The 18,245-nt window shown below is 41.0% G+C and carries 14 protein-coding genes; 10 read left to right on the top strand and 4 right to left on the bottom strand.

Annotated features, from left to right (window positions below; all coding sequences use genetic code 11):
• The first annotated feature begins 598 nt into the window (after positions 1-598).
• From KK060_RS20960 to KK060_RS20975, 4 genes are all read left to right on the top strand, one after another.
• Positions 599-1,231 carry an RNA polymerase sigma factor gene (locus KK060_RS20960; protein WP_254155951.1) on the top strand — a complete coding sequence of 211 codons (633 nt, stop codon included), beginning with the start codon at positions 599-601 and terminating at the stop codon, positions 1,229-1,231.
• Between the two features lie 76 nt (positions 1,232-1,307).
• Entirely contained in the window at positions 1,308-2,384 is a 1,077-nt protein-coding gene (locus tag KK060_RS20965) for a FecR family protein (protein ID WP_254155953.1), read from the top strand.
• 161 nt (positions 2,385-2,545) lie between these two features.
• Entirely contained in the window at positions 2,546-5,872 is a 3,327-nt protein-coding gene (locus tag KK060_RS20970) for a SusC/RagA family TonB-linked outer membrane protein (RefSeq protein ID WP_254155955.1), read from the top strand.
• 25 nt (positions 5,873-5,897) lie between these two features.
• On the top strand, positions 5,898-7,577 hold the full coding sequence (locus tag KK060_RS20975) for a RagB/SusD family nutrient uptake outer membrane protein (protein WP_254155957.1): 1,680 nt from the start codon (positions 5,898-5,900) through the stop codon (positions 7,575-7,577).
• Positions 7,578-7,782: 205 nt separating this feature from the next.
• Here the strand turns inward: KK060_RS20975 and KK060_RS20980 are convergent, their stop codons facing one another.
• Positions 7,783-8,553: a glucose 1-dehydrogenase gene (locus tag KK060_RS20980; RefSeq protein ID WP_254155959.1), complete on the bottom strand. Its 771-nt coding sequence runs from the start codon at positions 8,551-8,553 to the stop codon at positions 7,783-7,785.
• A gap of 28 nt (positions 8,554-8,581) precedes the next feature.
• Positions 8,582-9,337, bottom strand: coding sequence for an SDR family NAD(P)-dependent oxidoreductase (locus tag KK060_RS20985; RefSeq protein WP_254155966.1), 756 nt, complete (start codon positions 9,335-9,337; stop codon positions 8,582-8,584).
• Between the two features lie 104 nt (positions 9,338-9,441).
• Between KK060_RS20985 and KK060_RS20990 the strand changes: the two genes are divergently transcribed.
• The gene (locus tag KK060_RS20990) at positions 9,442-9,801 is read left to right on the top strand and encodes a winged helix-turn-helix transcriptional regulator (protein WP_254155968.1); all 360 of its coding nucleotides are present in this window, start codon (positions 9,442-9,444) and stop codon (positions 9,799-9,801) included.
• A 410-nt stretch (positions 9,802-10,211) separates the two neighbouring features.
• On the opposite strand, the gene KK060_RS20995 is transcribed toward KK060_RS20990, so the two are convergent.
• Complete coding sequence (locus KK060_RS20995) at positions 10,212-10,982, bottom strand: SDR family oxidoreductase (RefSeq protein ID WP_254155970.1); 771 nt, start codon at positions 10,980-10,982, stop codon at positions 10,212-10,214.
• 124 nt (positions 10,983-11,106) lie between these two features.
• Between KK060_RS20995 and KK060_RS21000 the strand changes: the two genes are divergently transcribed.
• The 5 genes from KK060_RS21000 (at position 11,107) to KK060_RS21020 (ending at position 16,714) form a co-directional block, all read left to right on the top strand.
• Positions 11,107-11,418, top strand: coding sequence for a winged helix-turn-helix transcriptional regulator (locus KK060_RS21000; protein ID WP_254155972.1), 312 nt, complete (start codon positions 11,107-11,109; stop codon positions 11,416-11,418).
• 649 nt (positions 11,419-12,067) lie between these two features.
• Entirely contained in the window at positions 12,068-13,552 is a 1,485-nt protein-coding gene (locus KK060_RS21005) for a hypothetical protein (RefSeq protein WP_254155974.1), read from the top strand.
• A gap of 15 nt (positions 13,553-13,567) precedes the next feature.
• On the top strand, positions 13,568-15,670 hold the full coding sequence (locus tag KK060_RS21010) for a hypothetical protein (RefSeq protein ID WP_254155976.1): 2,103 nt from the start codon (positions 13,568-13,570) through the stop codon (positions 15,668-15,670).
• Positions 15,671-15,673: 3 nt separating this feature from the next.
• Positions 15,674-16,132 carry a hypothetical protein gene (locus tag KK060_RS21015; RefSeq protein ID WP_254155978.1) on the top strand — a complete coding sequence of 153 codons (459 nt, stop codon included), beginning with the start codon at positions 15,674-15,676 and terminating at the stop codon, positions 16,130-16,132.
• Positions 16,133-16,147: 15 nt separating this feature from the next.
• Positions 16,148-16,714: a hypothetical protein gene (locus KK060_RS21020; RefSeq protein ID WP_254155980.1), complete on the top strand. Its 567-nt coding sequence runs from the start codon at positions 16,148-16,150 to the stop codon at positions 16,712-16,714.
• Positions 16,715-16,778: 64 nt separating this feature from the next.
• Here KK060_RS21020 and KK060_RS21025 read toward each other — a convergent pair whose 3' ends face one another.
• Positions 16,779-17,999, bottom strand: a complete 1,221-nt coding sequence (locus KK060_RS21025) for a site-specific integrase (RefSeq protein ID WP_254155982.1) — start codon at positions 17,997-17,999, stop codon at positions 16,779-16,781.
• Between the last annotated feature and the right edge of the window lie 246 nt (positions 18,000-18,245).

Below are 18,245 nucleotides of genomic sequence, written 5' to 3' on the forward strand. Positions count from 1 at the left end.
ATTTTCATAAAACCTAAATGAAAAGCATACTCTCAATCCTTACCCTTTTCACAGGAATCAACACGCTGCAGGCATAAACACAAACATTTCTTTTACAGCCGATCCTCAGCAATTGATCCTGCAAAACGAAATCGCGGTGGCAGAAACTAAGAATACAAAGCATTTTACAGTACAGGCAGAGTTGCACTAAAACAGTTTTCAGGAAAGGATCTGGATCAAAAGATTGATAGAAGCAACATTATAAACATTTCCAGAGAACTAAAATCTATACGAAGAACAAGTGAAGACCTTGTGTATGTAATAGGAGAAGAAGTTTTAATGAGCTCCGGGCGGCGAGAACCAAAAGAGCATTTGCTCATCTTTAGCATAAATCTGATGACTCAGGGGAATTGCGCACAACGCATACCTTCCCTCTTAAGAAGCAAGTGCGTACACGTTGTGAGAGATTAAAGCACACACAACACACACCCTCCTTATACCAGCTTTAACATTGCTTGAAACATTGATGTAAACCTCGTGTTTTGCCTTCCGCGATTAAATCGTTTGCAAACCTAAAGTATTTCTCTAACTTCGAATTACCTAAACCAGTTCAAGTTTCGTGGAACCTACGCTTAAATCGGAAGAACATCTTCAGGCTTCGTCATTGCCTGAGTCTCCGTATTTATATAAATCGGGGACCAGCCAGGAGAAAATTGACAGCGACATATGGAAGTTGTTTAAACAGGGAGATAAAAAAGCCCTTGACTATGTATTTGAAAAATACGTTCGACTGCTCTACGCATACGGAGCTAAAATCACAAAGAATACAGGAGTAGTTGAGGATTCGATACAAGATTTATTTGTAGAGCTGTGGCATAGACGAGAATCAATATCAGATGTTACAAGTATCAAATTCTATTTACTAAAAAGCTTACGCAGAAAGATTGTTAGAAACCTTGCCGGGATAAACGAAATTATAGTAGATGAGAGCACACTTGAAGACTACGAACTGGAAGTAGAGTTTTCACAAGAGTTTAAAATAATTCAGGATCAGGTCTCGCTCGAGCAAAGAGATAAGTTATCTAAGGCGTTATCGTTGCTTACCAAAAGACAACGAGAAGCCGTCTATCTTAAATTTTACGAGAAAGTATCTTACGAAGAAATCGCAGAGATAATGAATCTGGGGATCAAATCAGCCTATAATCTTATCGGAAAAGCCATTGATATTCTGCGGAGTAACATCAAATTGTAAAAAAGTAGAAAAAAAATGGTGTAAAAATCAGCGCGACTGCTTCTAGCTGTATAGAGAGGCTCAAAGCCCCTGCAGCATGAAATACCAGAACTACAAAGCCGGCGATTTTATCAAGGACGAACTCTTTCAGAAATGGGTGTATTCTCCTGACGGGAACCTTAACACTTTTTGGAATGAGTTTCTCGCGCAATATCCCGACAAGCAGCCCGAGATAGAAGAAGCCAGAAAATTTCTGAGAGTATTGGAGTTCAGGGAGGAGGATATCTTCGAATCCCGCATCAGCAACCTAAAGAAAAGAATAGATCAATCTATTTCAGGTCGTCCTGATGGTTCACATCTCACAGTGATTCCATCTTCCCCGCCCTTATCCGAGCCCGCAAACAGAAAGCGATGGTGGAATATTGCAGCAGCATTAGTTCTGTTAACTGTTAGCACTTACGTGATTTTTTATTTTGCTGGCAATTCAGGCTTAATTCCCGGAAGTAACGACTACAACCACCAGGCAACAGGTAAAGGACAGCGCACCATTATTACGCTTGAAGACGGAACGAAAGTCTGGCTCAACGCCGAAAGTAAATTGTCATTTCCCAATTCATTCGACGACAAGAATACACGTGAGGTTTTCCTTGAAGGTGAGGGATTTTTTAGTGTCACTAAAGATCGCGCAAAACCATTTATCGTTCGCACCAATGGCATCATGGTAAAAGTATTGGGAACTTCCTTCAATGTAAAATCATATAATAATGACAACTTCATTCAAACTACGCTAGTCGAAGGAAAGGTTACACTGAGTGCCAATGAAGAATCATCTGAAGAACTTACACTGGCACCTAATCAAGTAGCGGTGTTCGATAAGTCTACCCACAACATTTTACTCGACAATAAAAAAAATACAGATGCTTACGTGGGTTGGACTAACGGAAAGTTAGTATTTGAAGATCAGCCTTTATCTGACATTATCGTTGCCCTTGAACGATGGTATAATATAAAATTTGTTGTTGAAGATAAGAGGGCACTGAAGTGCAGATTCTTCGCGAAGATAGATAACCTGACATTGGTAGAGGTGCTTGAACTTTTTAAAGCATCTGACGGAATTGAATATGATATCAGAGGAGACGAGGTAATCTTATCTGGTCTTTTCTGCAACGATTAAAACCTAAACCAAAATCTAAACTTTATGAATAATAAGATATAAGATACAGTTTAAAAGTCGGTAGTGTTCGCAGCACGTACCGACTTCCGCTGTCGGCATCAGGGATAGATGTCACAGCCGATTAATAATTTTTCTACTCATTATTAACCAATTGTAAAAATATGAAAAAAATTTTACGGTTTGGCCCTGGCCATGCCATGGAAGGATTTTCGCGCTTAAAATCTAAAATTGCCATGCTACTGTTGTTAATCACATGTCTGCAAGTAGCGCAAGTTCAAGCCGATACCACTGGAAAAGCCGAGAAAATAACCCTGAATTTTGAAGGAACGATGCTGAAAGATGTTCTCAATACCATTGAGGACAGAACACCTTATAGGTTCTTTTATAACCACAAAGCAGTTGACGTTACGCGCAAGGTGAATCTCTCATTAAAGGAGGTATCGATTAATATCGCGCTGGAAGAGCTGTTCAGAGATACGCATGTAACCTGGACCATCAAAGGAACACAAATCGTGCTAAAGAAAATAAAAGGACCATTTCCCAATAAAGATGTTTCTGCCATAAATGTATATGGAGAGGGAGACGCAACTGATAAGGAGACTAGGACGATTGGCAGTGCTACTTTGGAAACAAGAGTTTCAGGAAGGGTAACAGATGAAAACAATGTTCCTCTTCCTGGAGTTAATGTACTCGTAAAGGGCACTACGATAGGTACTACCACAGACAGTGAGGGGGTGTATGCTATATCCGTACCTGACGGAAGCACTGTTCTTGTATTTTCATTTATTGGTTTTGCCTCTCAGGAAGTAAGCATAAATAATCAAAGTGTTCTCGACGTGCAGCTTCAGTCAGATCTGGTCTCGTTACAGGAAGTAGTTGTCGTAGGATACGGAACGCAGGAAAAGAAAGATCTGACCAGTGCCGTTGCTACAGTAAGCAACAAAGATCTTTTGCCTGGTGCCTTCAACAGCCCATTACAAATGATTGATGGCAAAGTACCTGGAGTGACCATATCAAATCCCGCAGCAGGCGATCCGAACAGACAAACTGATATTCAGGTACGCGGAGCTGCATCCATTGATGCAGGTAATGGCCCGCTGATTATCATTGACGGCATGCCAGGTGGAGATTTAAGAAACGTTGCACAGCAGGACATTGAATCGATCACTGTATTGAAAGACGGCTCCGCAGCTGCAATCTATGGTTCGAGAGGTGCCAACGGGGTTATCCTCATCACTACTAAACAAGGGAAGGCAGGTAAAGTAGCGGTAACCTATGATAGCTTCTTCGATCATGATAAGGTAGCTGCCAAACCTGATATACTTTCACCTGAAGAGTTTGTTGCTAACAACAGAGATATTGATCGTGGCGCACGAACAAACTGGTATGACGAATTGATTCGCACCAACAACTTTGGTCAAAATCACTCACTGGCTGTGGGTGGCGGAACAGAAAATAGTACATTCAGAATCTCGGGTAATTATCGCGAGAAGTCCGGTATCGATATCGCTTCAGATAGAAAAGAATATGGTATCAGAACCAACTTCCAGCAAAAAGCTTTAAAAGGACTACTTCTGTTTAACGGAAACATCTCCTATCGCAATGCTAAAGAAGAATACACAAACTATGGTGTATTTCAGCAAGCTGTTAAGCTTAACCCAACATTACCTGTATATGATCCAAATAATCCTTCTGAGTATGCACCGATGTTTGGATATGATGTTTATAATCCTGTGCAAAATTTAAAGACCCGGGAAAATGGTGCAGACCAGGAATACACGATCATCGATTTAAACGTTCAGCTCAACCTAACCAAAAATCTTAACACACAACTAAAGATAGCAAGACAAGGCCACGATGAACTAAAAAGAGAATACTACACCTCAGACGCTAAGGAATCGATAGACAACAACCGAACAGGACGCGCCAGACTTGAAAATGAAAAGTGGACCGATTACACACTGGAATGGTTAGGTAATTACAACTTGCAACTCAATCAGCATGACATTAAGTTGCTAGGCGGATACTCTTACCAGGAGTTTAACAACGCAGGCTTCTATGCTGAAAATGCTGACTTTCCCTCTGATGCTTTTGGTTATAACAATATAGATGCAGGATTATGGAACCGTGAGGAAGGAAGACTTGGTATGGATTCATGGAAAAGCAAAGAAAAAGTAATTGCCTTTTTCGGCAGGGCCAATTACAATTTTAATGACACTTACCTGCTCATGGCTTCGCTGCGCTATGAAGGAAATACCAAGTTTGGAAGAGACAACAAATGGGGTGTTTTTCCCGCTGCAGCATTTGCCTATCGTTTATCTAACCTTCCTTTTATCAGTAGCGTAGGTTTTATCGATGACTTAAAACTGCGCGTAAGTTATGGTGTTAATGGCCGTTCCGGGTTCCCTCGCTATTCATCACTTTCTCGTTATACCGGTTACGGCCGTTGGCAGAATGACGAAGGCCAGTGGATACAAGTTTATGGACCAGCCAATAACCCTAACCCTGACTTGAGGTGGGAGAAACAAAAATCGTATAACATTGGTCTTGACTTCGGTTTGTTCGGCAGTAAAGTAACCGGAACCATTGATGCCTTCATTCGCAGAAGCGAAGATGTAATCACCAATTACGATGCACCGGTTCCTCCATATTTGCACGATCAGATCTTTACCAACGTAGCAACTACAAGTGCCCGTGGCATTGAGCTTGGTATAAACTGGGTTGCCATAGACAAAAGCGATTTTCGCTACACCACTAACCTTACAGCGTTCTATGTAAAATCCCGTCTGGATAAATTCTCCAACGGAACATTTACCAAAGGATATATGGAACGCCGCGGACTTCCCTCACCCGGAAATCCTGGTAATGCACAACGTCTCGAAGATGGTATAGAGATAGGAAGCTTTTATGGCTACCGATATGCAGGCGTAGACGAAAGCGGAAACATCATGATATGGAAAGATGCAAGAGCAGGTGGCGATAAAATTCTGGCTTCTAACGGAACCTCTACTGATAAAACATACCTTGGCCATGGTGCACCACATTATGAAATCGCCTGGGGAAATAACTTCCGCTATAAACAATTTGATCTCACGCTCTACTTCAGAGGTCGATTTGATTACAAGATTTTGAATTTGTATCAGATGTACTATGGCCTTACCGCCGAGCCAGCAGTGAACTTACTTCAGGATGCCTACGGCAGAAATGCACACATCAAGTCTGGCAAAGTAATCGCCGACTATTTCCTCGAAAACGGCGATTTCTTTAAACTCGACAATTTAACGCTGGGTTGGTCACCACAATTTGGTAATGGTGTTATTTCCAACCTGAGGTTATATGCTACTGTTCGAAATGTTTTCACCATTACAGACTACACCGGTCTGGATCCTACAACTGTTGAGATTACAGGACTCGAACCTGGTATTGGAGACCTCAATGTTTACCCTGTGGTAAGAAACTACTCATTGGGCGTTCAGGTAACATTCTAAGTTCATATCACTAAAGAATTCTGCTATGAAAATATTTAAATCGTTAATTACAGTATTGTGCTTATGTACAGTAGCCTGTACAAACCTGGATGAAGAGGTGTTTGACACGTTAACTTCAGATACTTACTACCAGGATAAGAACTCCGTTATTGCTGCAGTAACAAGGCCGTATGAACATGGCCATTGGACCGGATGGGACGGTGACCGTTGGTCAATTAGTGAACTAACTGCAGACCAATTTGTATGGACACAAAAAGGTAAACATGGTTTTGATGGCGGCGATTGGCTAAGACTCCACCGTCATGCTTGGAACGCTGACGATAGTCATATCTACGGTGGGTGGATTGGACCTTACCAGGGAATCGGTCAATGCAATCTCATTATTGGTGACCTGCAGAAACTGGATTATTCATCTCTTAGCTTAACTGAAACAGATAAAGCACAGCACCTTGCTGAACTCAGAACATTGCGCGCATGGTTCTATCTCTTCCTCATCGACTTCTTTCGCGCCGTGCCAATTGTTGAAAACGTGGGTGAAGTAAAAGCACAATCGTCACCCGAAGAGGTATTTGTATACATCGAGAAGGAATTGAAAGAATCATTACCAGGCTTACCCCAAAATGGAAGAGCCGGTCGTTGGGATCAGGGAGGAGCCGCTGCCTTACTTGTTCGACTTTATTTAAATGCTGAAGCATGGATCGGCACGCCGAGATATACAGAATGTTCACAAATAGCACAGGAAATTATCGATGGTGTTTACGGGACTTATAACATCGACCCTGATTACCGTGGACCATTCCGCTCTGGAATTAATGGATATCGTTCACCAGAAAATATTCTTGAGTTCCCTCACTCAAAGAACAACTATGAATTCGGTTGGATGTACAATGCCATGATGCATTACCAGGCACGGTACAGCCTGGACAACGACTGGGGTGGATATAATGGAATTCACCTTACACCATCACTCGACCTCCAGGGCAACGAGTACACGTACAAATTAGGAAAGCCTTTTGCAAAATACGTTGATGGCGATAAACGAAAACAACCATTCGTAACAACCTCCACCTCTGGTGACTACGAAGGCTTCTTCCTTGTGGGGCCACAATTTGAATTTAATGAAGCACAAGGCTACGGTTACACCACTACGCCTGTTAACGGAACCGAAGAATACAATGAAGAACCATTAATTTTTGTCGATCAGGTAGGAAGATTTTCTGAAGGAGCAGAAGGACTAGCTAAAGGATCTCAGGTTACAACCGGAGAGGAAAATTCAGGAATCAGATTGTTGAAGTTTCCGTGGCTTCCTTTAACACACAACTTATTTCAATTTAATTCAGCACCCGAGATCAGACTGGCAGAAATTTATTACGCCCTGGCTGAATGTAAGTATCGTGCGGGAGATAAAGGTGGTGCTGCAGTATTGCTTGATGCTGTCAGGAAGAGAAATTATCCTGATGCGATTTGGCCTGCGAACAGCTACGAAGCCAACCTTGCAAAACTTACTGACGATGAGTTTGTGGATGAGTTGGGAAGGGAGTTTCTTGGAGAGCGCCATCGCAGAACGGATCTTGTGCGCTGGAATCGTTTTGGCGATGAGTGGTGGGATAAACCACAAGATTCAAAAGACATGACGATCTTCCCGATTCCTAATCGTGTATTAAATGCCAATCCGCTGCTGAAACCTAACGCAGCTAACGAATAATAATGTTTGGGTTAGTTAAGGGCGACTCGAAAGGGCCGCCCTTTCTTTATATCATACTTCCCAACTGTTGTAAGACAGCACGGATCAGTATTTGTGATTTCACAACGCACTAGCTATCGTGAAATATGCGAGCGATTCCTATCTCGCGTTCCGACTCCTCTTATTTCGAATCAGTACGCGTGATAAAAGTGAAGTCTCAAATAAATTACTTCATCAGGTTGATATTGGTGAGTCCGCCATCACTTAGGATTTCTGTGCCCAATATAAAAGCTGAATCATCAGAAGCTAAGAATACGGCAGCCTTTCCGATATCTGAGGGAAGGCCTTGTCTTCCCAAAGGCGTAATATCTATCCAGGCTTGTTTTGCCTGTTTTATATGTTCCTCAGGTACAAGTTTTCCAAAAACAGGTGTATCAATAGAGCCAGGAGAAAGCGTGTTGACCCGTATTTTCCTCGGCAACAAATCCAGCGATAAACCTTTAGCCAATGAAATGACTGCAGCTTTTGCAGCTCCGTAAATCGTCATCCCAGGTGCAGCACGATGCGCTGCGGTAGATCCGATAAGAATGACAGACGCACCATCATTCAAATACGGTAATGACTTCTTCACCGAAAAGTATACGCTTTTCAAATTCACCTCCATATAACGGTCATAATTCTCTTCAGTAACTTCCGTGATAGAAGCCAATGGAACACCATCAACATAACCACCTGCATTTACTACCAACGCATCAATCTTTCCAAACTTATCAGCAGTCTTTCTAAATATGTTTTCCAGGTCATCAAACTTCGTTACATCTCCTTCGATACCAATAAAGTTTTCACCCAGCATCTTTACTGCACTGTCTAACGTAGCCTCGTTTCTTCCGGTAATTGCACCTATTGCTCCTTCATTTCTAAAAGCTTCAGCAATACCTAATCCGATACCACTGTTTCCGCCTGTAACTACAGTTACTTTATTTTTCAATTTGCTCATACTAAATCAATTTAAACGTCACAAAATTTTACACACCATAAATACCTCCTGAAACAGAGAGCATCTCTCCTGTTATCCATGCTGCGTCATCAGAAGCAAGGAACACGGCTGCCTTTGCAATGTCCTCGGGCTGTCCGGTGCGGCCAAGCGGAGTATTGGCAACTAACTTTGCTTCAGCCTCGCTACCAATAAAGCCTGCACTACGCGAACCTTCCGTTTCCACCACGCCGGGTAAAAGAGAATTGATACGTATTTTTCTACCGCTGAATTCTTTCGATAACGAAATAGTGATGGCATCTAAAGCTGCCTTTGATGCAGAATAAACTGATCCTGTTGCAAGAGGTGTTTTACTGGCTCCTGAACTGATATTGATAATATTGCCTCCCTTATCACTAAACAGTTTTAACGATTGCTGAATCGTAAGCAAAGACCCTAAAACGTTTATATCAAATTGCTGATGAAAAGACGCAGCCGAAACATTTTCGACAGGTTCATACAGATAAATACCTGCATTGTTTACTAAAACATCCAAAGTACCGAAAGCACTTTTCGTTTCTTTAAACAGCTTGATTACATCTCCTTCTTTTGATACATCGCCCTGCACAGCTATTGCAATGCCACCATTATCAGTAATGGCTTTTACTACCTCATCTGCGCCTTCTTTGCTTGAAGCATAATTGACAACTACCTTCGCACCTTCTGCAGCAAAATGTTTAGCAATAGACGCTCCTATTCCTTTTGAAGCCCCCGTTACTACTGCTACCTTGTTTTTTAACTTATTCATTTCATTTTTTTATTGTCTGATGCAAACCTAGATATGTTTTGTTTACTTTTGATACAGAGTAACAAAAAGTAACAGTAACCTTGAGGTTACCAACTACCATAAGCATGAATGAGTGTAAAAAGGAGTTTGATGAAGATCGCAAAAAACAAATGAGGGCAATTCATGATGCAATGGACGTGCTGAATGGGAAATGGAAGATTTATATCCTTTCATCGATCTGCCATTACAACAAAAGGAGATTCTCAGATATTCTGGATGATATACCGGGTATATCCAACAAGATGTTGAGCAAAGAATTGAGGGAACTGGAAACCAATAAACTGATTGCACGAACTGTTTTGGATACCCACCCAGTTACTGTTCAATATGAACTAACCAAGCACGGCCTAACCTTAAGAACGATAATCAATAACCTTACCGACTGGGGAATTCAACACCGAAAGGAAATTATTGGAAAAAGCTAGCATGCGAAGGATTGCCAACCTAAACAGAACATTACCTTCAAACACATCGAAAAGCTTCGGAATACATTGCGAATCCATCGTAGAAACAGCGTAAATACAGCGTAAACACGTTGTAGGATCGAGAAAATGGCCTTTTCTCGTACCTACATCGAACCTACATCGAATCTACTACGAATGTATGATGTTATCAACATGTTCTCCGGATGGATATAGCTTGATGAAGAGAGAATGTGAAGTTGTAGAAATAAGTAATTAAGGAAGATATTCCCGATCAGGAACATTTGAGTTGGAACCCGGGGTTTCTTATGTCAAAAATTCCTGATCGGGAATAACACATCACCTTTGTTACATAAAAGCGATAAAAGGATCTTTTTAGTTCTGTGATATATGTACAAGCTTATGATTTTCCCTTAAACAGTAGGTGATGCGCCTCCATCAACGGAATAATTAGCACCGGTGATATAATTTGCATTAGGGGAAGCAAGAAACGCAACGAGGTCCGCAATTTCTTCAGGTTCCGCCATTCGGCCCATGGCCACACCTACTTTATCCATTACAGCTTTAAAGGCAGCGTCTACCGTTATCTGAGAAGATGTTGCTAAGTTTTCAATAAACTCCAACATCAATGGCGTTTTAACCACACCAGGCGACACTACATTTACACGGATACCTTTTGAGCCTACTTCGCTCGCCAGCGCTTTACTATATACATTCAAAGCTGCTTTTGCTGATGAGTAGGACATGGTCATTTCCCAGATGGGTTGTTTTGCAGCACCTGTCGAAATGTTTATGATTACACCATGCTTTTGCTCAATCATGGCAGGTAGTAACGCTTTGTTAATACGCACTATAGACAGAAAGTTTAGTTGCCAGTCGTTATACCAATGTTCGTCTGATAGGGTACTGAAGCCTCCACCAGGACTTAAATTAGCGCCTGCATTATTCACAATAATGTTAATTCGGCCATATTTATTCAAAATCTCTTTTGCGATCCTATCAGCCGAGTCAGGTTGAGTAAGATCTGCTGCTATAAAGTTTTGTAGGCTTGTGTCTGTTGGTGCTGTTCGTGCAGTAACCACCACCTGGGCACCTGCGGCGGTTAATTTATCAGCAATGGCCTTACCAATGCCTTTTGTTCCTCCTGTTACTAGGGCAACCTGTCCTTTAAATGAGTTTTCCATAATGATTACAATGAGTTGCAAAGCAAATCAGGACACTTTACTTTTGAAAGTAGGAACACGGATGTAAAGTAATACCACAAAGTAAAGTCTTACTTATAGTCAAGTATTTATGAGCAATAAAAAAATGGAAAAAAGTGAAGAGAAATGTGCTCTTCAGGAAATTTTAGGTGTAATAGGAGGAAAATGGTCTATGTCGATCATCTATGCTTTGTTTCCGGGTAAGAAGCGTTTCAGTGAGTTAGAGAGGCTTGTTCCTAATATTAACACCCGAATGCTGGTGAAGGAATTAAAAAATATGGAGACGAACGGCATTGTGGTTAGAAAGGTTTATGCAACGGTGCCTCCTACTGTAGAGTATACCTTAACCCCGAAGGGTCAAAAGTTAGAACCAATTATTTCTGAACTATATAAGTGGGGACTCGAATATGTAGGGTGACAGGGAAATTGAGACTCAATAAAAAAGCGCCTTCTGATTAAGAAAGACGCTTGAGGTAGCCCCGGCAGGGATTGTAAATCTTTTGCAACAAGTTCATTTGCAATTGAAAACAGAAGCGAAGAAAATCAAACTCACCTAATCGTTCACCAGTAAGTAAGTCAATGAAGTAATCACGCACCTTGTGATTTCTGATTCAATTTAGTTAGTGGTTCGAAAACGGCAAGCGAGGGATTGAATCTTTGATCCTTCTACTTCACAAGTAATTACTCTTCAAGACGTTATTAAAGCATGCTGGTGAGGAGAAAAATTGATGAGGTGTTGACAGGAGCAAGCAATGTTTTCGCTACGCTCAACCTAATTGAAAGGGTCACTTCGTTGAGAGTTTCCAAAATTCCAGAACCCGACTTCGGAGGGTTTTTGTGCACAGAAATACATCTTGCCATCGCTGCGGATCAGCTAAATACCATTTCAATCAAATTCACCTGAAATGACATTTGATTTCCTTTTAAAAAAGCTTGATTAGAATAAGTTCCAAATGAATTTATTGAAAAATGTTATCAGATGTTGATGCTGTTAATTATCTGCATAATGCATGTAAGTTGCGATTAAACACGTTAAAAAATTGTATCTTAGCAGGGCTAAACTCCCTATGAATATTTCGAAAGCTCTGCGTTTTTCCCCTCTTGCTTTGATTTTCCTGCCGTCATTATGCTTGTCACAAGTTACCAGCCCTCAACCATCATCATTCAATACTATTAAATTACATGAATCCGGATCTTATTACACCAACTCTGCTTTGCAAGCAGGTCATTTAGATAATCAAAGACGTTCCATGCCGCTCGGGGCAAATTCCAGTGACATCATTGCGCAACAGAATGTACGAGCAATGCAACAAATGGGATATAGAGGAAGGCCTCAGGTGCCTCCAAGTGATCCAACACTTCTCCACCAGTTCATTGTAAATGGCGCTGAAGTTAAGTACAATAATACCAATCACCTGATTGAAGAAGTACTTATTGATTTGAATCAAATAAGAGCTGATGAAGAGGGACGTTTTAATTCAATAAATTTAAACCATTCTAAGAGCGGAATAGAAAAGTATGAAAAGGCTAAGCTCCTATTATCCGACATGCTCACTGGTAAGGTTGGGCTTTCTTTAAAAGATGCGTTTTTCATCTTGGAAAGCGCTTATGGCAATTGCCACTTGACGTACAACGAGTTTAATCTGAACCTTAAAAGGTCTGCGGACTTCATTAAACAATGGCTGACGGAAAACGGGTATGACAATAATAATAACACTGCAGTCCATCTAGGTATCCAGGCGTTCATGCGAGATACGCTTACAATCTCTAAAATAAACACCGAAAACTCTGCCTTGTCGAAAACGCAACATCTTCCTTTTTCATACGATTATGTGGACTTCAGGGCGGAGGAAGACTTTCGAAATTACTTCGTTACAAAAACACTGGCAACAGGGTATGGGCAATGTAATTCGCTACCAGCAACTTATATCCTTCTCGCTGAGCAGCTAGGCGTAAAAGCATACTTGTCTTACGCACCTTTACATTCTTTTATAAAGTTTCCGGACAGCAAAGGAGTTATTCATAATTACGAAGTAACAAGCCACTACCAAATTACTGACCAATGGTACTCTGATCACTTCGGAATCACAACAACGGCAAGAAGAAGCAGAATTTACCTTGATACTCTTAATTCACGGCAAATTGTCGCTGGAGCACTTATGGATTTAGCATTTGGCTACTTGAGGAAGTATGGAGTCTCAGATGGTCACTTTATCAATGAGTGCGTAGCTATTGCAATGAGGCACTTTCCAAATCAGGAAGGGAATATACAAGGATGGTTATTGCGCAGCACTGTGTTATCAGCAATGCTCCATCGCGTTTTGCAACGCGAACAAATTCGTGATTTAAATGAGATAGAAAGATCACCAGAAGCCAGCAAATTGTATAATCAGCTATTGGCAATTCAAAACAAACTTCAGGCGCTCGGTTATCAGGAGCTTCCAACTGAAATTTATCATAAGCTGATTGGGGAGCAGGATAATAAGGCCTTACTCCAAAGGAACACTTATGAAACAAAAACGAAACGAGATCTCTTCACAACCCTCAAATAATACTTCCGCTTTATTATGAAAAAACTGATTCTCCTCTTATCAATCGTCTTAAATACAGGCGCTATTCATGCCCAGCAAAACCAGAAAGAATATTTTCAGGCCGCCCTGATGGAGTTATCTGGGATGCTCGAAGGATCCACGCCTTTAGATTTCGAACGAGCCGTGTTTGTAACAGAAAATGCGTATCATGGCAACCAATATAATTATGCGGATTTTAAAACTACTATTGATATTCATGCAGACATCATTTCCAGACTGATAACTGCTAACGACAATCATGATTGGAAGAAATTTCAGAATAATGCTTTAGGTGTTTCAGTTCCTGAGCCTGTCGTAAAACAAAATTACAAAAACGGATTGGCCAATTGGGCCATCTATACCTTTATCACAGACACAACGACTGTAAATATTCAAAACGTAGCTTTCAAGCATCTACCGTATGAGTATAATACTGATGATCCATTTGGTACAGGTGATTGGAAAAACACGCAGGTATTAACTCTTCTTCAAACGCAAAAGGGAAACTGTTATGCTTTAGTCGCTTTATTTAAAATTTTTGCTGAGCGCTTTAAGACCGAGGCAAGTATAGTAATTGCCCCACAGCATATTTATGTTCAACATGCCGACCCTGCGGGGAACCTATTTAATGTAGAATTAGCAACCCGATCATTTCCAGGAACTGGATCAATTCAGACGCTAACACATACCACATCTGAAGCCTTAATGAATGACATCTCGATGCGGAGTTTGGATTTAAAGCAATCAGTTGCTCTATGCCTCGTCCAACTTGCAAAAACGTACGAACATAGGTTTAAGACGAAAGACGACCCTTTTTTACTCCAATGCGCAGAAACGGCCTTAAAACATGACGACAAAAATCTGAATGCCAAACTTCTTAAATCGCAGGTGTACGAGCAGCGGGTAATGAAACAACAGATGCAAGCTTCAGAATACATTACGCTGTTGACTGAATTATATGAGGCAGGGTACAGGCAAATGCCAGATGAAATGAGAAATATTATTTTAGCAAGCATCCAGAATTCTCCAATAGCAGCTGCCAACAATCATACGCCAAATCCATATGAAAGCATTGGGGGACAGACTAAATATGTATCCCTATCTAAGGGAGTATTTCCAGAAATACATAGTGATCAAAGGATTGTAAGATACAGCAATACAATCTTCGATGCGGAGAAGAAGGAGATACTTGGATTTCTTCCGCCCGATACAGTAAGCTACGAAGTTGATCCGGTAGTTTTTGCCTTATCAGTCGATCCTCTCACCAAAGCTTACCCTGAACTAACCCCATACCAGTTTGCGAGTAATCGGCCTATTGAGGCGATAGATCTTGATGGACTTGAGGCGAACGATCTTTCGATGGAGCTTGAGCCTGTTCGTAGCCTGAGAGAGCAGGAACGTAAAAAGGGCATAATTCACGAAGAGTCGAGCGGTGCAAAGGCAATTAAATATGGCGTGACAGGAGGTCTAGGACTAGTTATGGCAGCACCGGCTATTTCGCTTGTTAGCGCTGAAGGTGTTACTCTACTCTTTTATAGGACGCTCGGCTTAGCGTATTCAAATCCAATGTTAGCGGCTGAGGGGACTGCAGCCATTGCTGGATTCTTATACGAAGGAGCTGATGACTTATGTCCTACGTGTAAAGGGGATGAAGTGGCAAAAGTTTTTCGAGGTGCGGGAAATAAGGTTCTTGATTTTTTCGGGGGTAGAGTAAGTAAGTATGCTTCAGCGTTAAATATAGATCCACAAGCCGAGAAGGGTTTTAAAGGAACCATTCAAGACTTTTATGGCTTCATGAAGGACAATAACTTATTAGGGACAGTCGATAACATAATCGCAGATAATCCATACGGTTATGCGGATTATCTAAACGAGGCTTCTGGCCTTCTAAAGGAAGGGGGAACAATTACGATAAGGGGTACAATGGGTAACAAATTTTTTAATCAGATACTTAAAGGTACGGCCGCTGGATTAGATAATTTTGATGTGATGAAGCAAGCGACCAAAGTTTCGGATGAAGTTAAGGCTACTATGACACAAACAGGCGGACAACCAATTATTAATGACGTGTACGAAGTTGTTTTGCAAAAGAAAAACTAGAACATGGTTTACGAGAATAGCTTTGAACAAATTGTTACTTTCGAAGGGTACTATAAGAGTTACCTTTTGAATAAAGAAGCGATGGTTATACCGTATGTTAATATAGGGATTTCAAATCATCCGTTAAATCCTTCTAACCAACTAAAACACCTTAATTTTGGCTATATCATTTACTTCGATATTGCTTTAGTGAAGTACAACAACACGATAATTTTTGACAATACAGAGTTGAAGTATGGATCTTATACATTCTATTATAGCGGCGGTATCAATCTCGACCTACATGCCGGAACTGAATTTCAAATCTTGGCAAAAAAAGCACGGTTACAGACTACTGATAAGATGCAACTCAGTGATTCGTTTTGGGTTCCGTATGATACGACAGCCCAAAAGTCAAACATGAGCAATAGTGATGTAGATCATTTTTTTGACCCTAATTCATTCCGTAACGTCCTAAAGTGACTACTTGGCTTAACGATGCCACTGCATATTTTAACATCTACAGCAAGTTCTTTTTATAGCGAGGATAATTTTCATTTTTACCTGTGGAATGCGTTAATAAAAGAACTAGGGTATGGCTTAAGTGAAGTTGATACAAACCTCCTTGTACATATTCGTAAAGAGCTGAAAATGGTAATAGATAAATCATTAGCTAGCAGAGAATCTATAGGAAGTAGGCTAAAGCAAGTAAATTATGGTGATTCTACAATTTCTCTCGATCTGTCTTCCTTGGCTGAAAAACAGGCTTTCTTTCTTATACAAACCTACAACAATATTAACCAGGCTTTAAGCAGCAAAAACAATGTTGCCGTTCTCATTTTACCAGATCACTATGGGTACGATCATGAAAAGCTTTTTACGCTATTAAAAACAAATCATAAGTCATATCTCATTGAAGAACTCGTAAACGAGTTCGGGATGGCGTCTAAAGCAATCATTGATGACTTTATTAAACTTGGCGTTTTCTTACGAAGTAAGAATACTGTGGAGCTCGATAAACGATTGTATGGAATACCATTTTTATTAGGAGTTGGTTTCGCCTGACTTAAGAACAAGATTACCGCTTGAAAAAACTGTTAAGCTGGACTAAATTATTGACGCTTCACAATTACTTCGTATTGTATCTCTCCTTCAAAGCCCGCATATCCTCACTCACCTTCTTATCTACAATCTTCGCATAGTGCTGTGTCGTCTTCAGGCTCTTATGACCTAGCATCTTGCTTACCGTCTCAATCGGAACACCATTCGTCAACGTGACGGTTGTCGCGAAGGTGTGTCTGGCGCAGTGGAAGGTCAGCTCTTTGGTGATGCTACAGAGGTCTGCCAGCTCTTTAAGGTAGCTGTTCATCCTTTGGTTGCTCATGACAGGCAGTAGCTTACCTGATCGTGAGGCAACCGGATGGTCAGCATACTTGTTTACAATGGAGTGTGAGATTGGTAGCAAGGGAATCTTTGATGCGGTGTTGGTCTTCGCGCGGTTGGTGAAGATCCATCGGTCACCATCAACTCCAATAACAACATTTGCTTTGGTCAGTTTGGCAACATCACAGTACGCAAGACCGGTGTAGCAGCTGAAAAGAAAAATATCACGCACTTGTTCGAGCCGCTTGATCGCAATCTGCTTTTCAGCGATCAGCAACAATTCTTGTTCGTTCAAGAACGTTTTATGCGTTTCATTCACTGACATCTTGAAGCCAGTGAACGGACTGCGTTCAATCCATTTCTTCGCGATGCACTGATTCATAATTTTCTTGATCTTCTTCAGGTAGTCCATCGCTGTGTTGTGACAACAATGCTTAACCGATTTGAGATAAATCTCAAGGTTCTTGATGAACTGGTAATCGATCTGATTTAATTCAATATCATTTACTTGGTATTGGTACTTCAAGAATTCGGCTACATACGCTTTGATTGTTTTGTACTTCTGCAGCGTTCGGTAGGATAGGCCTTTGCCGACAAGCGCTTCAAATTCTTTGTTGTGTTCTTCGTAAACTTCCAGGAACATTCGCGGCTTCTCAACATCGAAACCGAGGTAACGCGCTTTTATCTTTTCACCGTCAAAGTCAACTCCTGTTGAAATGAAAGATTGGAAGATGTCGTAAATCTTTAACTGTACTGCATCGAGGTACGCGTTGAATGATTTCACTTCTTCAGTTTTGCCGCTCAATCGTCCTCTGTCGGAATCCCAGCGGTCAGGATCACATTCGCGTTGTAGTGATAGCTCGGTTCGTGCACCATCGACTGTGATTCTTAGATACACTAAGGTTGTAGCCCTACTTTTTTGCTTAACCTTTCTGATAATGAAATTTTGATTGAATGTCTTCTTCATCGCTCACCTCCACGTGGTTTAAGTTACGGTGAATGATTACTTCTAATCAAGATGTCCATTTAGTGGACAGGTTTGATTCTCATCGAGTTAGCCGATTTCCGGTGAATGAATTTTAAAAATATTTTCACTCACCGAATCGCTCACCAATGAATTGACTTTTGATGAATATTTTGGGTAGGGCACAAAAACAAAAACCGCCCATCCTTTCAGATTAAGCGGTTTTGATTTCTTTTGATTGTTCTGTTG

The sequence above is a fragment of the Chryseosolibacter indicum genome, assembly GCF_018598585.1.
Classification (GTDB): domain Bacteria; phylum Bacteroidota; class Bacteroidia; order Cytophagales; family Cyclobacteriaceae; genus Chryseosolibacter; species Chryseosolibacter indicus.